Annotated in this window: 13 protein-coding genes; 3 read left to right on the top strand and 10 right to left on the bottom strand. The window is 57.0% G+C overall.

Annotated features, from left to right (window positions below; genetic code table 11):
• Window positions 1-31 precede the first annotated feature (31 nt).
• Complete coding sequence (locus IEV54_RS10710; RefSeq protein WP_150277004.1) at window positions 32-1,096, top strand: alpha/beta fold hydrolase; 1,065 nt, start codon at window positions 32-34, stop codon at window positions 1,094-1,096.
• 38 nt (window positions 1,097-1,134) lie between these two features.
• On the opposite strand, the gene IEV54_RS17360 is transcribed toward IEV54_RS10710, so the two are convergent.
• Complete coding sequence (locus IEV54_RS17360; RefSeq protein ID WP_223825393.1) at window positions 1,135-1,266, bottom strand: putative transporter small subunit; 132 nt, start codon at window positions 1,264-1,266, stop codon at window positions 1,135-1,137.
• A gap of 60 nt (window positions 1,267-1,326) precedes the next feature.
• Window positions 1,327-2,979 (bottom strand): sodium:solute symporter family protein, encoded by a 1,653-nt coding sequence (locus IEV54_RS10705; protein ID WP_150277005.1) that lies wholly within the window; start codon window positions 2,977-2,979, stop codon window positions 1,327-1,329.
• 380 nt (window positions 2,980-3,359) lie between these two features.
• Here IEV54_RS10705 and IEV54_RS10700 point away from each other — a divergent pair, with 380 nt between their 5' ends.
• Window positions 3,360-4,154, top strand: coding sequence for an SDR family NAD(P)-dependent oxidoreductase (locus IEV54_RS10700; RefSeq protein ID WP_150277006.1), 795 nt, complete (start codon window positions 3,360-3,362; stop codon window positions 4,152-4,154).
• A gap of 5 nt (window positions 4,155-4,159) precedes the next feature.
• Here the strand turns inward: IEV54_RS10700 and corA are convergent, their stop codons facing one another.
• The 8 genes from corA to IEV54_RS10660 all read right to left on the bottom strand — a co-directional run bounded on the left by corA (window position 4,160) and on the right by IEV54_RS10660 (window position 14,820).
• Window positions 4,160-5,224, bottom strand: coding sequence for a magnesium/cobalt transporter CorA (gene corA / locus IEV54_RS10695; RefSeq protein WP_150277007.1), 1,065 nt, complete (start codon window positions 5,222-5,224; stop codon window positions 4,160-4,162).
• Window positions 5,225-5,280: 56 nt separating this feature from the next.
• Window positions 5,281-7,164: a diguanylate cyclase gene (locus IEV54_RS10690; RefSeq protein ID WP_150277008.1), complete on the bottom strand. Its 1,884-nt coding sequence runs from the start codon at window positions 7,162-7,164 to the stop codon at window positions 5,281-5,283.
• A gap of 91 nt (window positions 7,165-7,255) precedes the next feature.
• Window positions 7,256-8,704, bottom strand: coding sequence for a siroheme synthase CysG (gene cysG, locus IEV54_RS10685; protein ID WP_150277009.1), 1,449 nt, complete (start codon window positions 8,702-8,704; stop codon window positions 7,256-7,258).
• A 1-nt stretch (window position 8,705) separates the two neighbouring features.
• Window positions 8,706-9,989, bottom strand: a complete 1,284-nt coding sequence (gene serS / locus IEV54_RS10680) for a serine--tRNA ligase (protein WP_150277010.1) — start codon at window positions 9,987-9,989, stop codon at window positions 8,706-8,708.
• Between the two features lie 40 nt (window positions 9,990-10,029).
• On the bottom strand, window positions 10,030-10,401 hold the full coding sequence (gene crcB / locus IEV54_RS10675; RefSeq protein ID WP_150277011.1) for a fluoride efflux transporter CrcB: 372 nt from the start codon (window positions 10,399-10,401) through the stop codon (window positions 10,030-10,032).
• Window positions 10,402-10,407: 6 nt separating this feature from the next.
• On the bottom strand, window positions 10,408-11,682 hold the full coding sequence (locus tag IEV54_RS10670) for a replication-associated recombination protein A (RefSeq protein WP_223825407.1): 1,275 nt from the start codon (window positions 11,680-11,682) through the stop codon (window positions 10,408-10,410).
• 49 nt (window positions 11,683-11,731) lie between these two features.
• On the bottom strand, window positions 11,732-12,325 hold the full coding sequence (gene lolA, locus IEV54_RS10665) for an outer membrane lipoprotein periplasmic chaperone LolA (RefSeq protein WP_150277119.1): 594 nt from the start codon (window positions 12,323-12,325) through the stop codon (window positions 11,732-11,734).
• A gap of 83 nt (window positions 12,326-12,408) precedes the next feature.
• The gene (locus IEV54_RS10660) at window positions 12,409-14,820 is read right to left on the bottom strand and encodes a DNA translocase FtsK (RefSeq protein WP_150277013.1); all 2,412 of its coding nucleotides are present in this window, start codon (window positions 14,818-14,820) and stop codon (window positions 12,409-12,411) included.
• 245 nt (window positions 14,821-15,065) lie between these two features.
• On the opposite strand from IEV54_RS10660, the gene aat reads away from it, so the two are divergent.
• Complete coding sequence (aat, locus tag IEV54_RS10655) at window positions 15,066-15,761, top strand: leucyl/phenylalanyl-tRNA--protein transferase (RefSeq protein WP_150277014.1); 696 nt, start codon at window positions 15,066-15,068, stop codon at window positions 15,759-15,761.
• Window positions 15,762-15,797: the final 36 nt, after the last annotated feature.

The raw sequence follows: 15,797 nt of genomic DNA, 5'->3' as shown, positions 1-15,797 counted from the left end.
GTCTGTAGTTTTATTCCCACGGAGTGTAGCAATGTTCAGTGATCTGACCGTATCAAAGGGCTCTTATATCCCGAGTGTCACCCTTCCCGCTGGCCTTTCCACCGTCGCGTTCGCCGCGGCTCTGTGCAGTACCGGTATCCAGGCTGAAGACAATGTGCCCAGCTACGATGCGCAGCTGTCCGGTTTCGAGTACGCCTATCCGGTAGAGCGCTTCACATTTGACTCGCAGGGTCAAAAGCTGGAAATGGCCTACCTGGATGTTCCGCCCGAGGCTGACCAGGCCAACGGCAGGACGGTCGTGCTGATGCATGGCAAGAACTTCTGTGCCGGCACCTGGGAAGCGACCATCGCCCAATTGCATGAGTCGGGTTACCGCGTCGTCGCGCCAGATCAGGTCGGCTTCTGCAAGTCATCCAAACCCGAGCATTACCAGTTCACTTTTCATCAGTTAGCCAATAACACGCACGCTCTCCTGGATAACCTGGAGATCGAACAAGTCACCGTGATGGGGCACTCCATGGGTGGCATGTTGGCGACCCGGTACGCACTAATGTATCCGGAGAGCACTGAGCAGCTGGTCCTGGTCAACCCGATCGGGCTGGAAGACTGGAAGGCCCTGGGCGTGCCCTATCAGACCGTGGATGACAATTACCAGGGCGAGCTGCGCAAGAACGCCGAAGGCATCCGCGCCTACCAGAAATCGACCTACTACGTGGATACCTGGGAGCCTGAATATGATCGCTGGGTAAATATGCTTGCTGGCATGTACGCCGGTGAAGACAAGGAGCTGGTCGCCTGGAACCAGGCGTTGACCTCCGACATGGTATTTACCCAGCCGGTGGTCCATGAATTCGGCAAACTGCAGGTGCCAACTTTGTTGATCATAGGTGAAAAAGACAACACCGCTATCGGCAAAGCCCAGGCGCCGAAGGACCTGCAAAAGGAGCTTGGCCGTTACGACGTTCTGGGTGAGCAGGCGGCCGCAGCGATTCCGGAGGCAACGCTGGTCGAATTCCCCGACCTCGGCCACTCGCCTCAGATCCAGGCGCCCGAGCGCTTTCATGAAGCGTTGCTCAAGGGCCTGGCAGACAAATAGCCAACACCCGCCTCAGTAGCGAGCTGGTCTGAGTATTTTCAGACCAGTTCGGTTTTCTCACGTCGCGCTTTTTGAATATCCTTCCATGTAGCAACGCCGATCACTGCCAGAATAGCCAGTGATACCAGCGGCCAGATCAGTACATATGATCCCAGTATGAATGTTTGCATCTTGATTTCCTTTGTCTGGCCGGTGCGCCGAAACGCACCAGCGTATGAAACTGATCAGGTTCAGGCCTGGACACCAGGCTTGACTGGATCGTAATTGATTACTTTCTGATCGATCTGCGTGAAATCAAATTCGCTGGAACTGAGGAGGCTGACAACCACACAGACTATCGTGCTGACGCCATACGCCATCAGCGATGCGAGTAGAACTGTGTAGTCGCGCAAGAAACCGACGCAGAAAAAAGCCAGCGCGATGGCGGCTATCGTGGCGACAATCATGCCCACACGGCGCCCACCGAAACCGAAAGCCATCAGGCCGAGCACCACACCGCCACCAACCGCCGCCAGCAATTCGAATAACACCGGAATCACGCTGACCATGGGCAACAACTCAAAGCGAGCGATGCAGAACATCAGCAGGCCGGCGATCACCGCCGAGGTAAAAGCTGCATTGGTGACCCGGTTCCAGAAGCAACTGGCGATCACCGGGAACACAATGGCGCCCCAGAGCGCGCCGACGAATACCAGCATGATCAGAATATCCATCGAGAAGCTCGCGAGAATCACACCGATCAGCGTCGCGACAATCATGGTCAACCTGCCGATAAACAGCATTTTGGTCGGATCTGGCTTGTTCTTGGCGATATTCTTGCCGTAGACGTCGGCCATTACGATCGCTGACATCGCGGATAGATCCGAATCCGCGGTCGAGGACAGCGAGCCGATCACCAGAATGAAGAACAGCCCGATAAACACCGGCGACAGGTACATCGAAACCATTTGCGGGATCAGGTTGTTCATGTCGCCATCAATAGGCTCCATGCCTGTCATCAGCGCCATCAGGCCGATCATGCCCAGCCCGATCACGATCGCACCGTAGCCGATTGTTGCGGTGATGAATGTAGGCTTGATGTGGTCTTCGCGAACCGCGAACAGTCGCTGCGAGATGGTCTGGTTACCGATCGCGTAAGCCAGCACCGCCACAAAGAACGGAGCGCCCTGGTTGAGGATCGCGTCCATCGAGAACAGATTGGCCTGTTCTGGCGTGAGCAGGCTCATGCCATCGGACAGCGTGCCCGGCCCACCGAGGGCGAAGAGCACCGCAGGGATAATCAGGATTGCCACCGCCATCATCGCCATCAACTGCGCAAAATCGGTAAGCACCGATGCGCGAAAGCCCGACCACAAGGTATAGGACAGCACGCCGACCCCGGCGATCACCACCCCTGCCTGGAACGACAATGGAGAAAGTACCGAAACCAGCGCACCGGAGGCCGTAAAGTTGACCATCAGACTGATGATACTGCCCAGGATATTGGAGGACGCCAGAATCAGCTGGCTCGAGGACCCATGGCGGGCGTGAATCAGCTCACCCAAGGTGTGTGCGTTGGGCGCCAGTTCCCTGAAGCGACGGCCGAAAGGATAGATAAACAGAATCATCAGCGCGCCCCACAGCCCGTAATGCAGGGGGCCGGAAATGCCGTAGGTATATCCCGAGGTGGCGGCGCCGTAGAACGAGGCGGCCCAAATCCAGGTGGCGGTCATGCTGGCAGCGCCAAGCCCGAAGCCGATCTGATGGTTGGATACCATGAAGGCGTCGGTATTTTCTTTTTTCTTCTTGATTAGCAAGGTCAGCAGATAGGTGCCGCCGTAAAAGGCGACCAGCAAGGCAAGGACGGTCAGCGTCGAAAACTGATAGAAACTTTCTTTGTTCATTGAATACCCATAGGCTTTGCAGCCCGATCATCCTTCGTGGCAACCAGAATTCCATACGGAGCGGCAGCCACAGGACGTAAGCAAAAACAGAACATCTTTCTAGTTATGTCTGTAGCGAGATGAAGGTTGCGGTTGGCAGCCTCATAGTGCGAAAGTCGGCATCGAAAACGCCGTGATAGTGCGGCCGGAAGCCTCTCCGGTGACGGCCACCCTACTCCCTCGAGCTCGCCCCGTCCACGTACGAATATCCACAAGCAGCCACCAGCAGGCGCCCAAACCTTCTGACACGGCTACGGCAAGACAGCATCGGCTGCTGTCTGCGGGCACCACAGCGGCTACGCTGTGCGACAGAAACGTGTTTCCTACTGAAGGAGTAAAAAATGCTTATCGATCTGACTGGCAAGACGGCAATCGTTACCGGTTCAACCGCAGGTATCGGCCTGGCCATAGCCCACGGACTGGCTCGATCCGGAGCCAGCGTAGTGGTAAATGGCCGCACCGAGGCCCGCGTACATACTGCGGTAGAAGAGATACGGGCGGCCTACCCCGACGCCAATGTGCGCGGCGTGGCGGCGGATCTGGCGACAGCATCCGGCTGTGAAAAATTGGTCAACGCCGAACCCCATGCCGACATTCTGGTGAATAACCTGGGCATTTTCGAAGCAGTGGATTTCTTTGAAATCCCGGATGATGACTGGCAGCGCTTTTTCAACGTGAATGTGCTTTCCGGCGTGCGGGTATCCCGGGCCTACGCACCTGGCATGGTCGAGAATGGCTGGGGACGGATCGTTTTCCTGTCTTCGGAATCAGGTATCAACATTCCGACCGAAATGATCCATTACGGCTTTACCAAGTCGGCCAACCTGTCGGTCTCACGGGGTCTGGCCAAGCGCCTGGCTGGCACTGGCGTAACCGTCAATGCGGTTTTGCCCGGGCCAACTCTCTCCGAGGGCGTCATGGCGATGATCGAGCCGGCAGCAAAGAAACAGGGCATCAGCACCGAAGAAGCCGCGAGCCAGTTCGTCAAGGCCAAGCGTCCCTCTTCAATCATCCAGCGAGCGGCTACAACCGAAGAGGTCGCCAACATGGTGGTCTATGTCTGCTCCCAGCAGGCTTCCGCTACCACAGGGGCTGCCATGCGCGTCGAAGGAGGAATAGTCGATACGCTGACCTGATGACGTCAGAGCCAGCCTTTTCGTCGGAATACCAAGAGTAATCCAGCGGATACCACAGTCATCACTACCCACACTGCCGGATACGCCCATCGCCAGGCGAGTTCCGGCATGTGTTCGAAGTTCATGCCGTATACCCCGGCAATAAATGTCAGAGGCATGAACACCGTAGCGATAATGGTAAGTACCTTCATCACCTCGTTCATCCGGTTATTGATGCTGGACATATACAGATCCAGCATGCTGACCAACAATTCGCGAATGGTGTCGATTGTGTCGAGAACATGCACGCTGTGGTCTTGTACGTCGCGCATGAACAGTCTTGTTTCCTCGCTGATCAGCGGATAGTCATCCCGTGAGAGCTGGTTCAGCACCTCTCGTAGAGGCCAGACTGCTTTGCGCAGCATCAGCATTTCCCTCTTGAAATGGTGTATGCGTCGCAGAGTAGTGGGTTGAGGCTCGATAATGAGTTGATCTTCAAGCGCCTCGATTTCATCACCCAGTTTTTCCAGCAGCACAAAGTAATGGTCGACTACTGCGTCGAGGAGCGCGTATGCCAGATAGTCGGCTTGCATGAAACGAATACGCCGTCCTTCCCGCAGCCGTGCGCGTACACCGTCGAACATGTCATCAGGCAATTCCTGCAGCGAGAACACGTAATCCTTGCCAAGGATCAGGCTGATCTGTTCGGAATAGATCTGATGGTTGGTTTGATCGAACCGGAGCATGCGCAAAACAATGTAGAGATAGCCGTCGTAGGCTTCCACCTTGGGTCGCTGGTCGGTATTGAGAATATCCTCCAGTACCAACGGATGGAGACCCAGTAGCTCTCCCATCTCCTTCACCGCTGCAGCTTGGTGTACGCCGTCCATGTCCAACCACTTCACTCCGGGTAGCGCGAGCAGCTCATGACACGTCTGCGGAGTAACGTTCTCCCTGATCTGGAGATTCTCTTGGTCATAGACAACCACAGAGGTAGTGCACTCGAACTGCGCGTGGTCACCGATATGCACCAGAGTGCCAGGCGCCGCGCCGAGCTTTTTCCCACGTTTGACCACCAGCTTGCGCGGCATTTGATCTACCTTGTGTCGGTTGATATTTGCGGCCACCCAGGCTGCGCAAGCAGGAGTCAGTCCACTTTTGAAGCAGCGTCCGGCTTGAGAGAATACATCTGCTTATCGGCAAGCTGGAAAAGATTTTCCGCATTGGTGGCATCATCGGGATACACCGCCATACCAATACTCATACCGACTGATATGTCATGCCCCCCTATTGGCAAGGGCTTTATAACCTCAGTCAGCAATTTGTGCTGCAAAGTCTGCATGGCTTCCCTACTGCCCACCGACTCCAGCAGAAGTACAAACTCGTCACCGCCAACGCGCGCTACCGTGTCAACTTCACGCAGATGCGCCTTGAGGCGTTGGGCAACCTCTACCAGAACCTGATCACCGGCCATGTGACCAAATCGATCGTTGATCTGCTTGAACCTGTCCAGGTCAGCGACCATCAGAGCAAATCGTTGGCCTGTTCGCTGGGAACGCAATTGCGCCTGCTCAAGGCGATCGTTGAGCAATTTCCGGTTGGCCAGGCCGGTCAACGCATCATGATTTGCCTGTTCTTCAAGCAACACCTTGTTGCGCGTCAGCTCTTCATTAGCCTGTTTCAGTTCGACCGTGCGTTCGGTAACCCGACTTTCCAATCGTCGTTCACTTTCGCGCAGTGCATCAACCATCTTGCGATTAACGGCTAACGCCTCCTGCTGTGCAAGATCCTGTGCTCTTTGCATGCTGTTTATGCGATCAGCCAGCGCCAGCGAAAGGAGCAGCATCTCGGCGGCGGAACCAAACATCAAGGCGTTTGAAGTAAAGCCGTTGGAGGGCAGAAGGCCCAGGTTGTGCGATGCCATGACCAGTATGCTGACCAACAGGGATACCCAGGCAAGCACGAAGAAACGGGCACCTGGCTGCCCCCGATACAGACTGACTCCGCCGATGATCAGTGCGCTCAGAGCAAATAGCAGAGAGGTGACATTAACGATTACGGCACCGGCAAAGTAAGAAACGAACAGGGTAATCAGAAAGCACAGGGCAAACACCACGCCGAGTAGTGGCATAACCCAATGCATGTAGAGACTGCGCGGGGTAGAGCCAAGGAATCGCTGTGCAAACAAGGTCCCGAAGAACCCTGCAAGCGCCACACCGCCGGTAGGAGACAGGTGGGTCAACATGGCGTTGCTTGGCCACAGAAATTGCCCTGTCAGGCCGGCAAGACCGGCTTGCCCCAGAGCCAGGAAGCCGACAAAAGCCACATAGATCAGATACAGCTTGTCGCGCAAAGAGAGAAACAAAAAGAGGTTGTAAAACATAAGGCCGCCCAACAGCCCATAATAGGCACTGAGAAACGTATAGCTGAACTGATCCTCTGCCCATAATGCGTCAGGCTGCCAAAGGCTTACTGGCACTGACAGGGTGCCCGCAGACGATGTTTTGATAAATATCTGGTAGCGGGTATCCGGCTCAAGCTGCAGTTCGAAAAGATGATGCCGATGGGGGAATCGCTTGTCGACAAAGGGTACAAGGTCCCCGGCATGCTGACGAAGGTAGGACGACCCCTCAGGCGCAATGTACAGGTCAACACTGTCGAGTGATGCATGGGCAACTTCAAGAATCCAGCGCTCGGGTACCGAATTGCCAGTGGTAAAACCCTGATAGAGCCAAACCTGCGCGCGGGTTAGACCGAAGTTGGTGACAGAGGCCGATAGCGTATCGGCTTTGCTGAATTCACCCTGTGCCTGCAGCTGGATGGCTTGCTCCAGGGTAAGCCCGACACCATGGTGCTGGAGAGCGGAGAAGTGCGTGGACAGTGAATAGTGCGGCTCATTGTCTATCAGAAGCTCAGTCTGCGCAGGGGCATGCTGAGCGACCAGATATGTAAGGCAAAACACACAGAACAGCAACGTCCGCCTGGCGTCCCAAAGAAACTTGCGCTGCCGGACTCCCTCAATTATCTGCACGCGAACTCCGTTTCATGCCTTCAATCGACGACGTCGAATGGCGGCTGCGGATAGTATCAATCTGCCATTCATTACTCGCTACTACTTTAGTCTAGTCCGTTGGGTTTGACGATTCCTGGTTGGAGCGCAAAACACCCTTTGTATCAATCTCCACGGCATCGGGCGCGAACCATTTCAGTTTGTCGTGCAGGTGGACCACCTCACCCACAATCAGAAGTGTCGGCGGCGTGATGTTGGTGCTTTCCACCAGGCCAGGCATGGTGCTCAAGGTTCCGATCAATACTTTCTGATTGGCGGTTGTGCCCTGCTGCACAAGCGCCATCGGGGTATCTGCACCCCGGCCATGTTTGATAAGTTGCGCGCAAATCTCGGGCAGACCCACCAGGCCCATGTAGAACACCAGTGTCTGGCCCGGCGCAACCAGGCTCTGCCAGGCAAGATTACTGGTCCCATCCTTGAGATGCCCGGTAACAAAACGCACGGACTGAGCATAATCACGATGGGTAAGCGGTATACCGGCATAAGCGGAGCAGCCATTGGCGGCGGTAATACCGGGCACCACCTGAAAAGGCACGCCATGGGCGGCGAGTTCTTCAATTTCTTCGCCTCCACGTCCGAAAATGAACGGGTCCCCGCCCTTGAGGCGCAGAACACGCTTGCCCTCACCTGCCAGACGCACCAGTAACTGGTTGATCTGTTCCTGAGGGACAGTATGTTCGGAACGGGCCTTGCCAACATAGATACGCTCTGCATCACGGCGGCACAGGTCAATGATCGCGGTAGGCACCAGGCGATCATGCAAGACCACGTCTGCCTGCTGCATCAGCCGCAATGCGCGGAATGTCAGCAGGTCCGGATCGCCCGGGCCGGCGCCAACCAGATAGACTTCACCGCGGTAGTTCTGCCCTGCCTGATCCGCCAGTCGACTCGCCAGCAGTTCTTCCGCGGCCTCATCCTGACCAGCAAAAATGCGCTCAGCCACGTCACCCTGGAATACGTCCTCCCAGAAAACGCGGCGCTGATTGATCCCCGGGAACGCAGCCTTTACCTGACTGCGAAAGCGCTTGGCCAGTTGGGCCAGCTTGCCGTAGGTATAGGGAAACAGCGTTTCGATTCGCGCCCGGGTCAGTCGCGCCAGAACTGGCGCATGACTGCCACTGGAAATGGCAATAATCAGCGGCGAGCGATCGACTATGGCTGGAAAGATGACCGTGCACAGATCAGGTGCATCTACAGCATTGACCGGCAGAAACCGCGTCTGAGCATCAGCCGACACCCGAGCGTTGAGAGGCTCGTCGTCCGTGGCGGCAATAACCAGTTGGGTTCCGTTCATATCGTCCGGTTGATAACCGCGCTCAATGCACTCACCGCCACCGCTGTGTACCAGCTCGGCCAGCTGCTGCTCAATCTCGGGAGCAACAACGCGTAGCACCGCTCCGGCCTCGCTGAGCAGTCGCGATTTGCGCAGGGCAATCTCGCCGCCGCCGACAACCAGTACCAGGCGGCCCTGCAGATTATGGAATAACGGCAAATATTCCATGTCAGCCGATCTGTCCAATGCCGGGCATATAGGGCTGGAGGACTTCGGGGATCAACACGCTGCCATCGGCCTGCTGGTAATTCTCGAGGATGGCTACCAGGGTACGACCAACGGCCAGACCGGAACCGTTCAGGGTATGCACCAGTTCCGGCTTGCCGGTTTCCGGATTCCGCCAGCGGGCCTGCATGCGCCGGGCCTGGAAATCTCCACAGCTGGAACAGGAGGAAATTTCCCGGTACTTGCCCTGGCTGGGGATCCAGACCTCCAGGTCGTAGGTTCTGGTCGCACCAAAGCCCATGTCACCGGTACACAGCGCCAATACACGGTAAGGCAGGTCCAGCAACTTGAGAATATTCTCGGCGTGGCCGGTAAGCTCTTCCAGAGCGTTTGCAGAGTCCTCAGGTCGGACGATCTGTACCATCTCGACCTTGTCGAACTGGTGCTGGCGAATCATGCCACGGGTATCACGGCCTGCAGAGCCGGCTTCACTGCGGAAACAGGGTGTGTGGGCGGTCATGCGCATGGGCAGCTTGTCAGCGTCGATAATGCTCTGACTGACCGTATTGGTCAGGGTGACCTCCGCGGTGGGAATCAGATACAGATCACTTTGCTCCTCACCACGCGGAACACGGAACAGGTCGGCTTCGAACTTCGGCAGCTGGCCCGTACCCTGCAACGCATCAGCCTGCACCAGGTAAGGCGTATAGAGTTCCTCATAGCCGTGCTCGTTAACGTGCACGTCGAGCATGAACTGGGCCAGCGCCCGGTGCAGACGCGCAATCGGGCCACGCATCAATGCAAAACGGGCCCCAGACAACTTTGCTGCAGTCTCGAAGTCGAGGTAACCGTGCTGCTCGCCCAGGGACACGTGATCACGCGGATCGAAGTCAAAGTCGCGGGGTGTGCCCCACTGGCGGAGTTCAACGTTATCAGCCTCATCCTTGCCCACCGGCACGGATTCTTCTGGCAGGTTGGGCATGCTCAGCAGCAGCGCATCCAGTTCAGCCTGAATTTCCTCAAGCTCCTGTTTGGCATCGCTCAGCTCGGTGCCCATGCGCTCAACATCCGCCAGCAGCGGCTGAATATCCTCGCCTCGGGCCTTGGCCTGGCCAATGGACTTGGAGCGGCTGTTACGCTCCGCCTGCAGGGTCTCGGTACGGGTCTGAACTGTCTTGCGACGCGCTTCGAGACTTTCCAGCTGTGCAACGTCGAGTACAAAGCCGCGTGTGGCAAGGCGCTCGGCGACCATTTGGGGTTGGCTACGGACCAGTTTAGGATCAAGCATGAGTCATCATCTTATGGTTGCAGGGTGGCAGCCTGACTGGTTATCGCACCAGCGTCAGGCCGGCCCAGGTGGCGAGCAGACAAACGCACACACTGAGCAGAATGTATCCGAGGGCCATCAGGCTCTCGCCGTTTTCCATCAAACGCAGCGCGTCGAGGGAGAACGTGGAAAATGTAGTAAAGGCGCCAAGAAAACCGATAAAGAGTCCCTGGCGCAGGAGCGGCGCAAATTCCGGCCGGCTCAGCCACAGGCCATAAAGTATACCTATGATCAGGCAGCCGATCAGGTTCACGGCAAAGGTTGCCAGCGGAAATGCCTTTGGCCAGGTCAGCATGATCCACTGCGCGATGCCGAAGCGGCTCAATGCGCCGAGCGATCCGCCAAGAGCGATTGCCAACAAACTGCCACCCATGGGTACCTACCTCCTTTTTGTCCCGCTAGCCGCATCCAGGCTGCGCAGATATTCCAATTTCTGCCCGATCTTGAGTTCCAGGCCACGGTCAGCCGGCTCGTAGTAGCGCTTCGGCTCCAACTCCTCGGGAAAGTAATCTTCCCCGGCCGCATAAGCCTGAGGTTCATTATGCGCGTAGCGATAGCCCTCGCTGTAGCCCAATTCCTTCATCAGTTTGGTCGGCGCATTGCGCAGGTGCAGCGGCGGCTCGTAGGACGGCTGGCTGGCGACATCCTTCATTACGGCATTGAACGCCTTGTAGACCGCGTTGCTCTTGGGGGCGCAGGCGATATAGACCACCGCCTGCGCAACCGCCAGCTCACCCTCCGGGCTACCCAGGCGCTCCTGTACATCCCAGGCATTGAGCGCCAGGGTAAGCGCCCGGGGATCCGCATTGCCCACCTCTTCACTGGCCATGCGCACCACTCGGCGAGCAACAAACAGGGGATCGGCTCCGCCGTCAATCATTCTGGCGAACCAGTAGAGCGAAGCATCGGGATTGGATCCGCGCACCGACTTGTGCAGCGCAGAGATCTGGTCATAAAAGGCCTCACCACCCTTATCGAAGCGGCGCCGGGTATCGTTGAGCAGATCGCTGACAAGGGCGGTATCGATGGTACCGCCGTCATCGACAAGATCAGCAGCAATTTCAAGCAGGTTCAGCAGACGACGGGCGTCACCATCGGCCGCATCAAGCAATATGCCCCGGGCCTCGTCACTGACCGATAGCGCATGCCGCCCCAGGCCGCGCTCGACATCCGTCAAGGCACGATCGATCAGGATCGACAGCGAGTCTTCATCCAGCGCCTTGAGCACATAGACCCGGGCGCGGGACAACAAGGCGTTATTGAGCTCGAAAGAGGGGTTTTCAGTGGTGGCACCGATAAACAACAGGGTGCCATCTTCCACATAGGGCAAAAAGGCATCCTGCTGCGACTTGTTGAAGCGATGCACCTCGTCAACAAACAGTATCGTCTGCCGGCCGCTTTGCGAAGCCTGCTGACGAGCCACTTCTACCGCCTGACGGATATCCTTTACCCCGGCCAGCACCGCCGAAATACTCACAAAGTGCGCATCAGCCAGGGTGGCAAGCAAACGCGCCAGGGTGGTCTTGCCTACCCCCGGAGGTCCCCAGAAGATCATCGAATGCAATGCGCCCTGCTCCAACGCTACGCGCAGCGGGCGACTCGGTCCGAGCAGATGCGCCTGGCCGGTGTATTCGTCGAGTGTCGCTGGCCGCATGCGTGCGGCCAGCGGCTGATGCGTTCCCCGATCGGGGAAGAGGCCTGCCTCACTCACTGATGACATCGACTCCCGGTGGAATCTCGAAGGTGAAATCGCTTTGCTCAACGGATTCGTTGACCTTCACATCGCGGAACAGGATGTTGGTACGCTGACCTACCGCATCACTCATCTGCATGTCATTGATCTTGCCGTCCAGAAACGATAGGCGCAGATTGTCAAACAGGGTGTCGTTCGCCTTGGGAGTCAACAGGAACTCGGAGACACTGCCGCTCTCGATCACGGTAATGACAAAGTTTTCCTGTAGCTTGCTGACGTCGCCTGACAGCAACAACGCCGGTGTATGAGTCAGGCGTTTATCCATTTTCTGGATGGTCACCTGTTCCAGGTCGGGATCGTAGAGCCATATCTGCTCGCCATCAGACACCAGCAACTGCTCGGCAGGCGGAGCGGTATGCCAGCGGAACATCCCCGGACGCTTCAGGACCAGGCTACCTGTAGCCTCCTGCAGGTTGGCGCCGTTTGAGCTCAGCGTCATCTGGGAAAAGTCGGCGCTCATCGTATTGGCGCGCGACAGCAAGGTATTAAGTCGTTCTGCAGCCACAGCCTCTTCATTGGCCTGGGCTGCAATGGGCAGAGTCATCAGGCAAAGCGCCGCAAGGCTTGAGCGCAAAAGGTTTTTGATCATGATCAGGAGTATTCTCCGCTGAGTAAGGGTGGACCGCGTCAATCTCGTACTGGAGGCGGGGCAATCACCTCCCGCGAACCGTTGGTGTTCATTGATGTTACCACTCCGGCCATTTCCATGGATTCAATCATGCGAGCGGCTCTGTTATAGCCAATTTTGAGTTTGCGCTGTACGGCAGAAATAGAGGCCCGGCGACTTTCAGTGACGAAACGCACAGCCTCGTCGTACAGTGCGTCTTCCTCGCTGTCACCGCCACCCATGCCACCGGATGTGTCAAAACTGCCGCCCGCGCCATCGTCTGCGCCGTCGAGTATGTCCTGAATGTAATCCGGCTCGCCTCGTTGTTTCCATGCGTCAACCAGACGGTGCACCTCATCGTCGGACACGAAGGCGCCGTGTACACGTACCGGCAGACTGGTGCCCGGCGGCATATAGAGCATGTCACCGTGACCAAGCAGCTGTTCTGCCCCACCCTGGTCTAGAATCGTGCGCGAATCGATCTTGCTTGATACCTGGAAGGCCATGCGCGTCGGAATATTGGCCTTGATCAGGCCGGTAATCACATCCACCGATGGACGCTGGGTTGCCAGAATCAGGTGAATACCGGCGGCGCGGGCTTTCTGAGCGATACGCGCGATCAGTTCTTCCACTTTCTTGCCGACAATCATCATCATGTCGGCGAATTCGTCGATCACCACCACAATCACCGGAAGCGTTTCCAGTTCGGGCGGGATGTCTTCCATGGATTCGCGGCGGAACAAGGGGTCGGTCAGCGGCGTGCCGGCTTTTTGTGCATCTTTTATCTTGCGGTTGTAGCCCGCCAGATTACGCACGCCCATGGCGGCCATGAGCTTGTAGCGGCGCTCCATCTCGGCCACACACCAACGCAGGGCGTTCGCAGCTTCCTTCATGTCGGTAACAACCGGCGCGAGTAGGTGCGGAATACCCTCGTAGATCGACAGCTCGAGCATCTTCGGATCGATCATGATCAGCCGCACTTCCTCTGGTGGTGCCTTGAACAGGATACTCAGCAGCATCGCGTTCACGCCCACTGACTTACCCGAGCCGGTCGTGCCGGCAACGAGCAGGTGCGGCATCTTGGCCAGGTCAGCCATTACCGGATGACCACCAATATCGTGACCCAGAGCCAGGGTTACCGGCGAGGTGGCCTCGTCGAACTCACGGGTCTGTAGCACCTCGGACAGGCGTACAATCTCGCGATCCTCGTTGGGGATCTCGATACCAACCGTTGTCTTGCCGGGGATGACCTCGACCACCCTTACGCTGATGACCGCAAGGGACCGGGCCAGATCCTTGGCCAGGTTGGAAATCTTGCTGACCTTGACGCCGGCAGCTGGTTGAATCTCGAACCGAGTAATCACCGGTCCGGGCTGGACTTTCTCAACCTCGGCTTCCACGCCGAAATCCTTGAGCTTGAGCTCCAGCAACCGTGACATACCCTCCAGCGACTCAGCAGAAAACCCCTTGGTTTTTTTCAGGGCCGGATCAAGAAGTGAAATGGGTGGCAGAGAGCCTGGCTCAATAGAATCGTTGAACAGCTTCGACTGTTTTTCCTTCTGTAGCCGTTCGCTGGACGGGGCCGGCTTGATATCCGGCGGTACGATCTCAGGCGGCTGGCGACCATCGCGGGACGCCTGGTGCTTGGCCAGGGACTCCTGGCGCCGAGCACGGGAAGCTTCAGCTTCGCGCTGTTCGGCCGCACTGAATACCGGTTCGCTGCGTGCGGCGGGCTGTTTCGTCGGTCGCGCCGGCAGATCACGTTCTACGGCAGCAGAAGCGCGACGAGCTCGCCAACTGTGCCAGGCACGTTTGAGCAGGTCGAGCAGATCCAGGGTGATCTTGCCGGTCAGTTCCATGACGCGAAACCAGGAAAGATTGGTAAAAACCGTCAGACCAAACAGGAACAGGGTCAGAAAAAGTAAAGTGCTCCCCTGCATATTGAGGATTGGTCGGGCCATCTGGGACAGCAGCTCCCCGAGAACACCGCCCCCGCCACCGCCATCTATATTCGGGAAGTTATCTGGCGCACTACCATGCAGCGCAGCCAGAGCAGTGCCGGCCAACAAGGTCAATACAAAACCAATCAGACGCCAGGAGAACAGCCAGCCATTCCAGATAAAGGGCAAATGACGGCGGCGGAACATCTGCCAGACTTTCACCGCCACAATCACCGGAAACAGGTAAGCCAGATAGCCCAGGGAGAGCAACAACACATCAGCAATCCAGGCACCCATGCTACCGCCAGCGTTACCCACTTCACCGGTGCCGCCGCTACGTGTCCAGCCCGGATCAGAGGTGTCATAGCTCAACAGCGCCATGCTCAGGTACAGGCACAGGGCGATCATCGCCAGCAGTGCGCCCTCGCGAAGGCGCAGTGTCAGCTGTTCACGCCACACGGGCGGGGCTTTGCGGGCTTTGGTATCCTTCAAAAGACTGGCTTCCGTCGTTGTTCAGCCGAACATTGTACGATGTCCGGGCGGGGAATTCACAACTGCCTGGACGCGCGGCAGTCAGGTTTCAGAAACGAGTATAAGCGTCGGGTCTCACCGGTGGATGGTATTGGATCACATATTGAAATTATATTCATGAATCACAATAACTTATATCAGTATCTTGATAAACTGTTTAAACATTCAAGATCGTGGCTCCCACGTTCGGAACAAGGTGCTGACTGATGCCACAGCTTACATGGCTGCGCTCCGACAGCCTGGCTTTTCCGCCCCACAACCGGGCACTGACCGAACCTGACGGATTGCTTGCAGCGGGCGGCGACCTGTCGCCAGAACGCTTGATAGAAGCCTACAGTCGGGGCATTTTCCCCTGGTACCAGGACGGCCAACCGCTGCTGTGGTGGTCTCCCAATCCACGCACCATTCTGCGCCCTGCCCACCTGCATATATCGCGCAGTATGCAGAAATTCATGCGCACAGCTGACCTCGAGATCACCTTGGACCGCAGTTTTGCCGAAGTGATCCATGCCTGTGCACAACCGCGAGATTATACCGACGGCACCTGGATCACCTCGGAGATGCAATTTGCCTACTGCCGGCTGCACGAACTGGGCATCGCCCATTCCGTCGAAGTCTGGCAAGAGGGCCACCTTGTGGGAGGCCTGTATGGGGTTGCACTGGGGAAAGTGTTCTTTGGCGAGTCCATGTTCAGTCGCCGCAGCAACACATCCAAGGCTGCTTTCATATATCTGGTCGGAAAGCTCGAAAAATGGGGCTTCCAATTGATTGATTGTCAGATGCCAACCGAACACCTGTTCAGTCTGGGAGCTGAATCTATCAGCCGGAATGCCTTTCTGGCAAAACTGCAACTGCTTTGCCCTGCGCCCACTATCGGACTCTGGGGCGCTGATGAGTTGTAGCTGGCCGAGCAACGCTTATACTGACGCATACGCAGC

Source organism: Halopseudomonas salina (assembly GCF_014637955.1).
GTDB classification, from domain to species: domain Bacteria; phylum Pseudomonadota; class Gammaproteobacteria; order Pseudomonadales; family Pseudomonadaceae; genus Halopseudomonas; species Halopseudomonas salina.
Note: the sequence above shows the minus strand (reverse complement) of the source record. Positions and strands in the feature narration are given on the sequence as shown.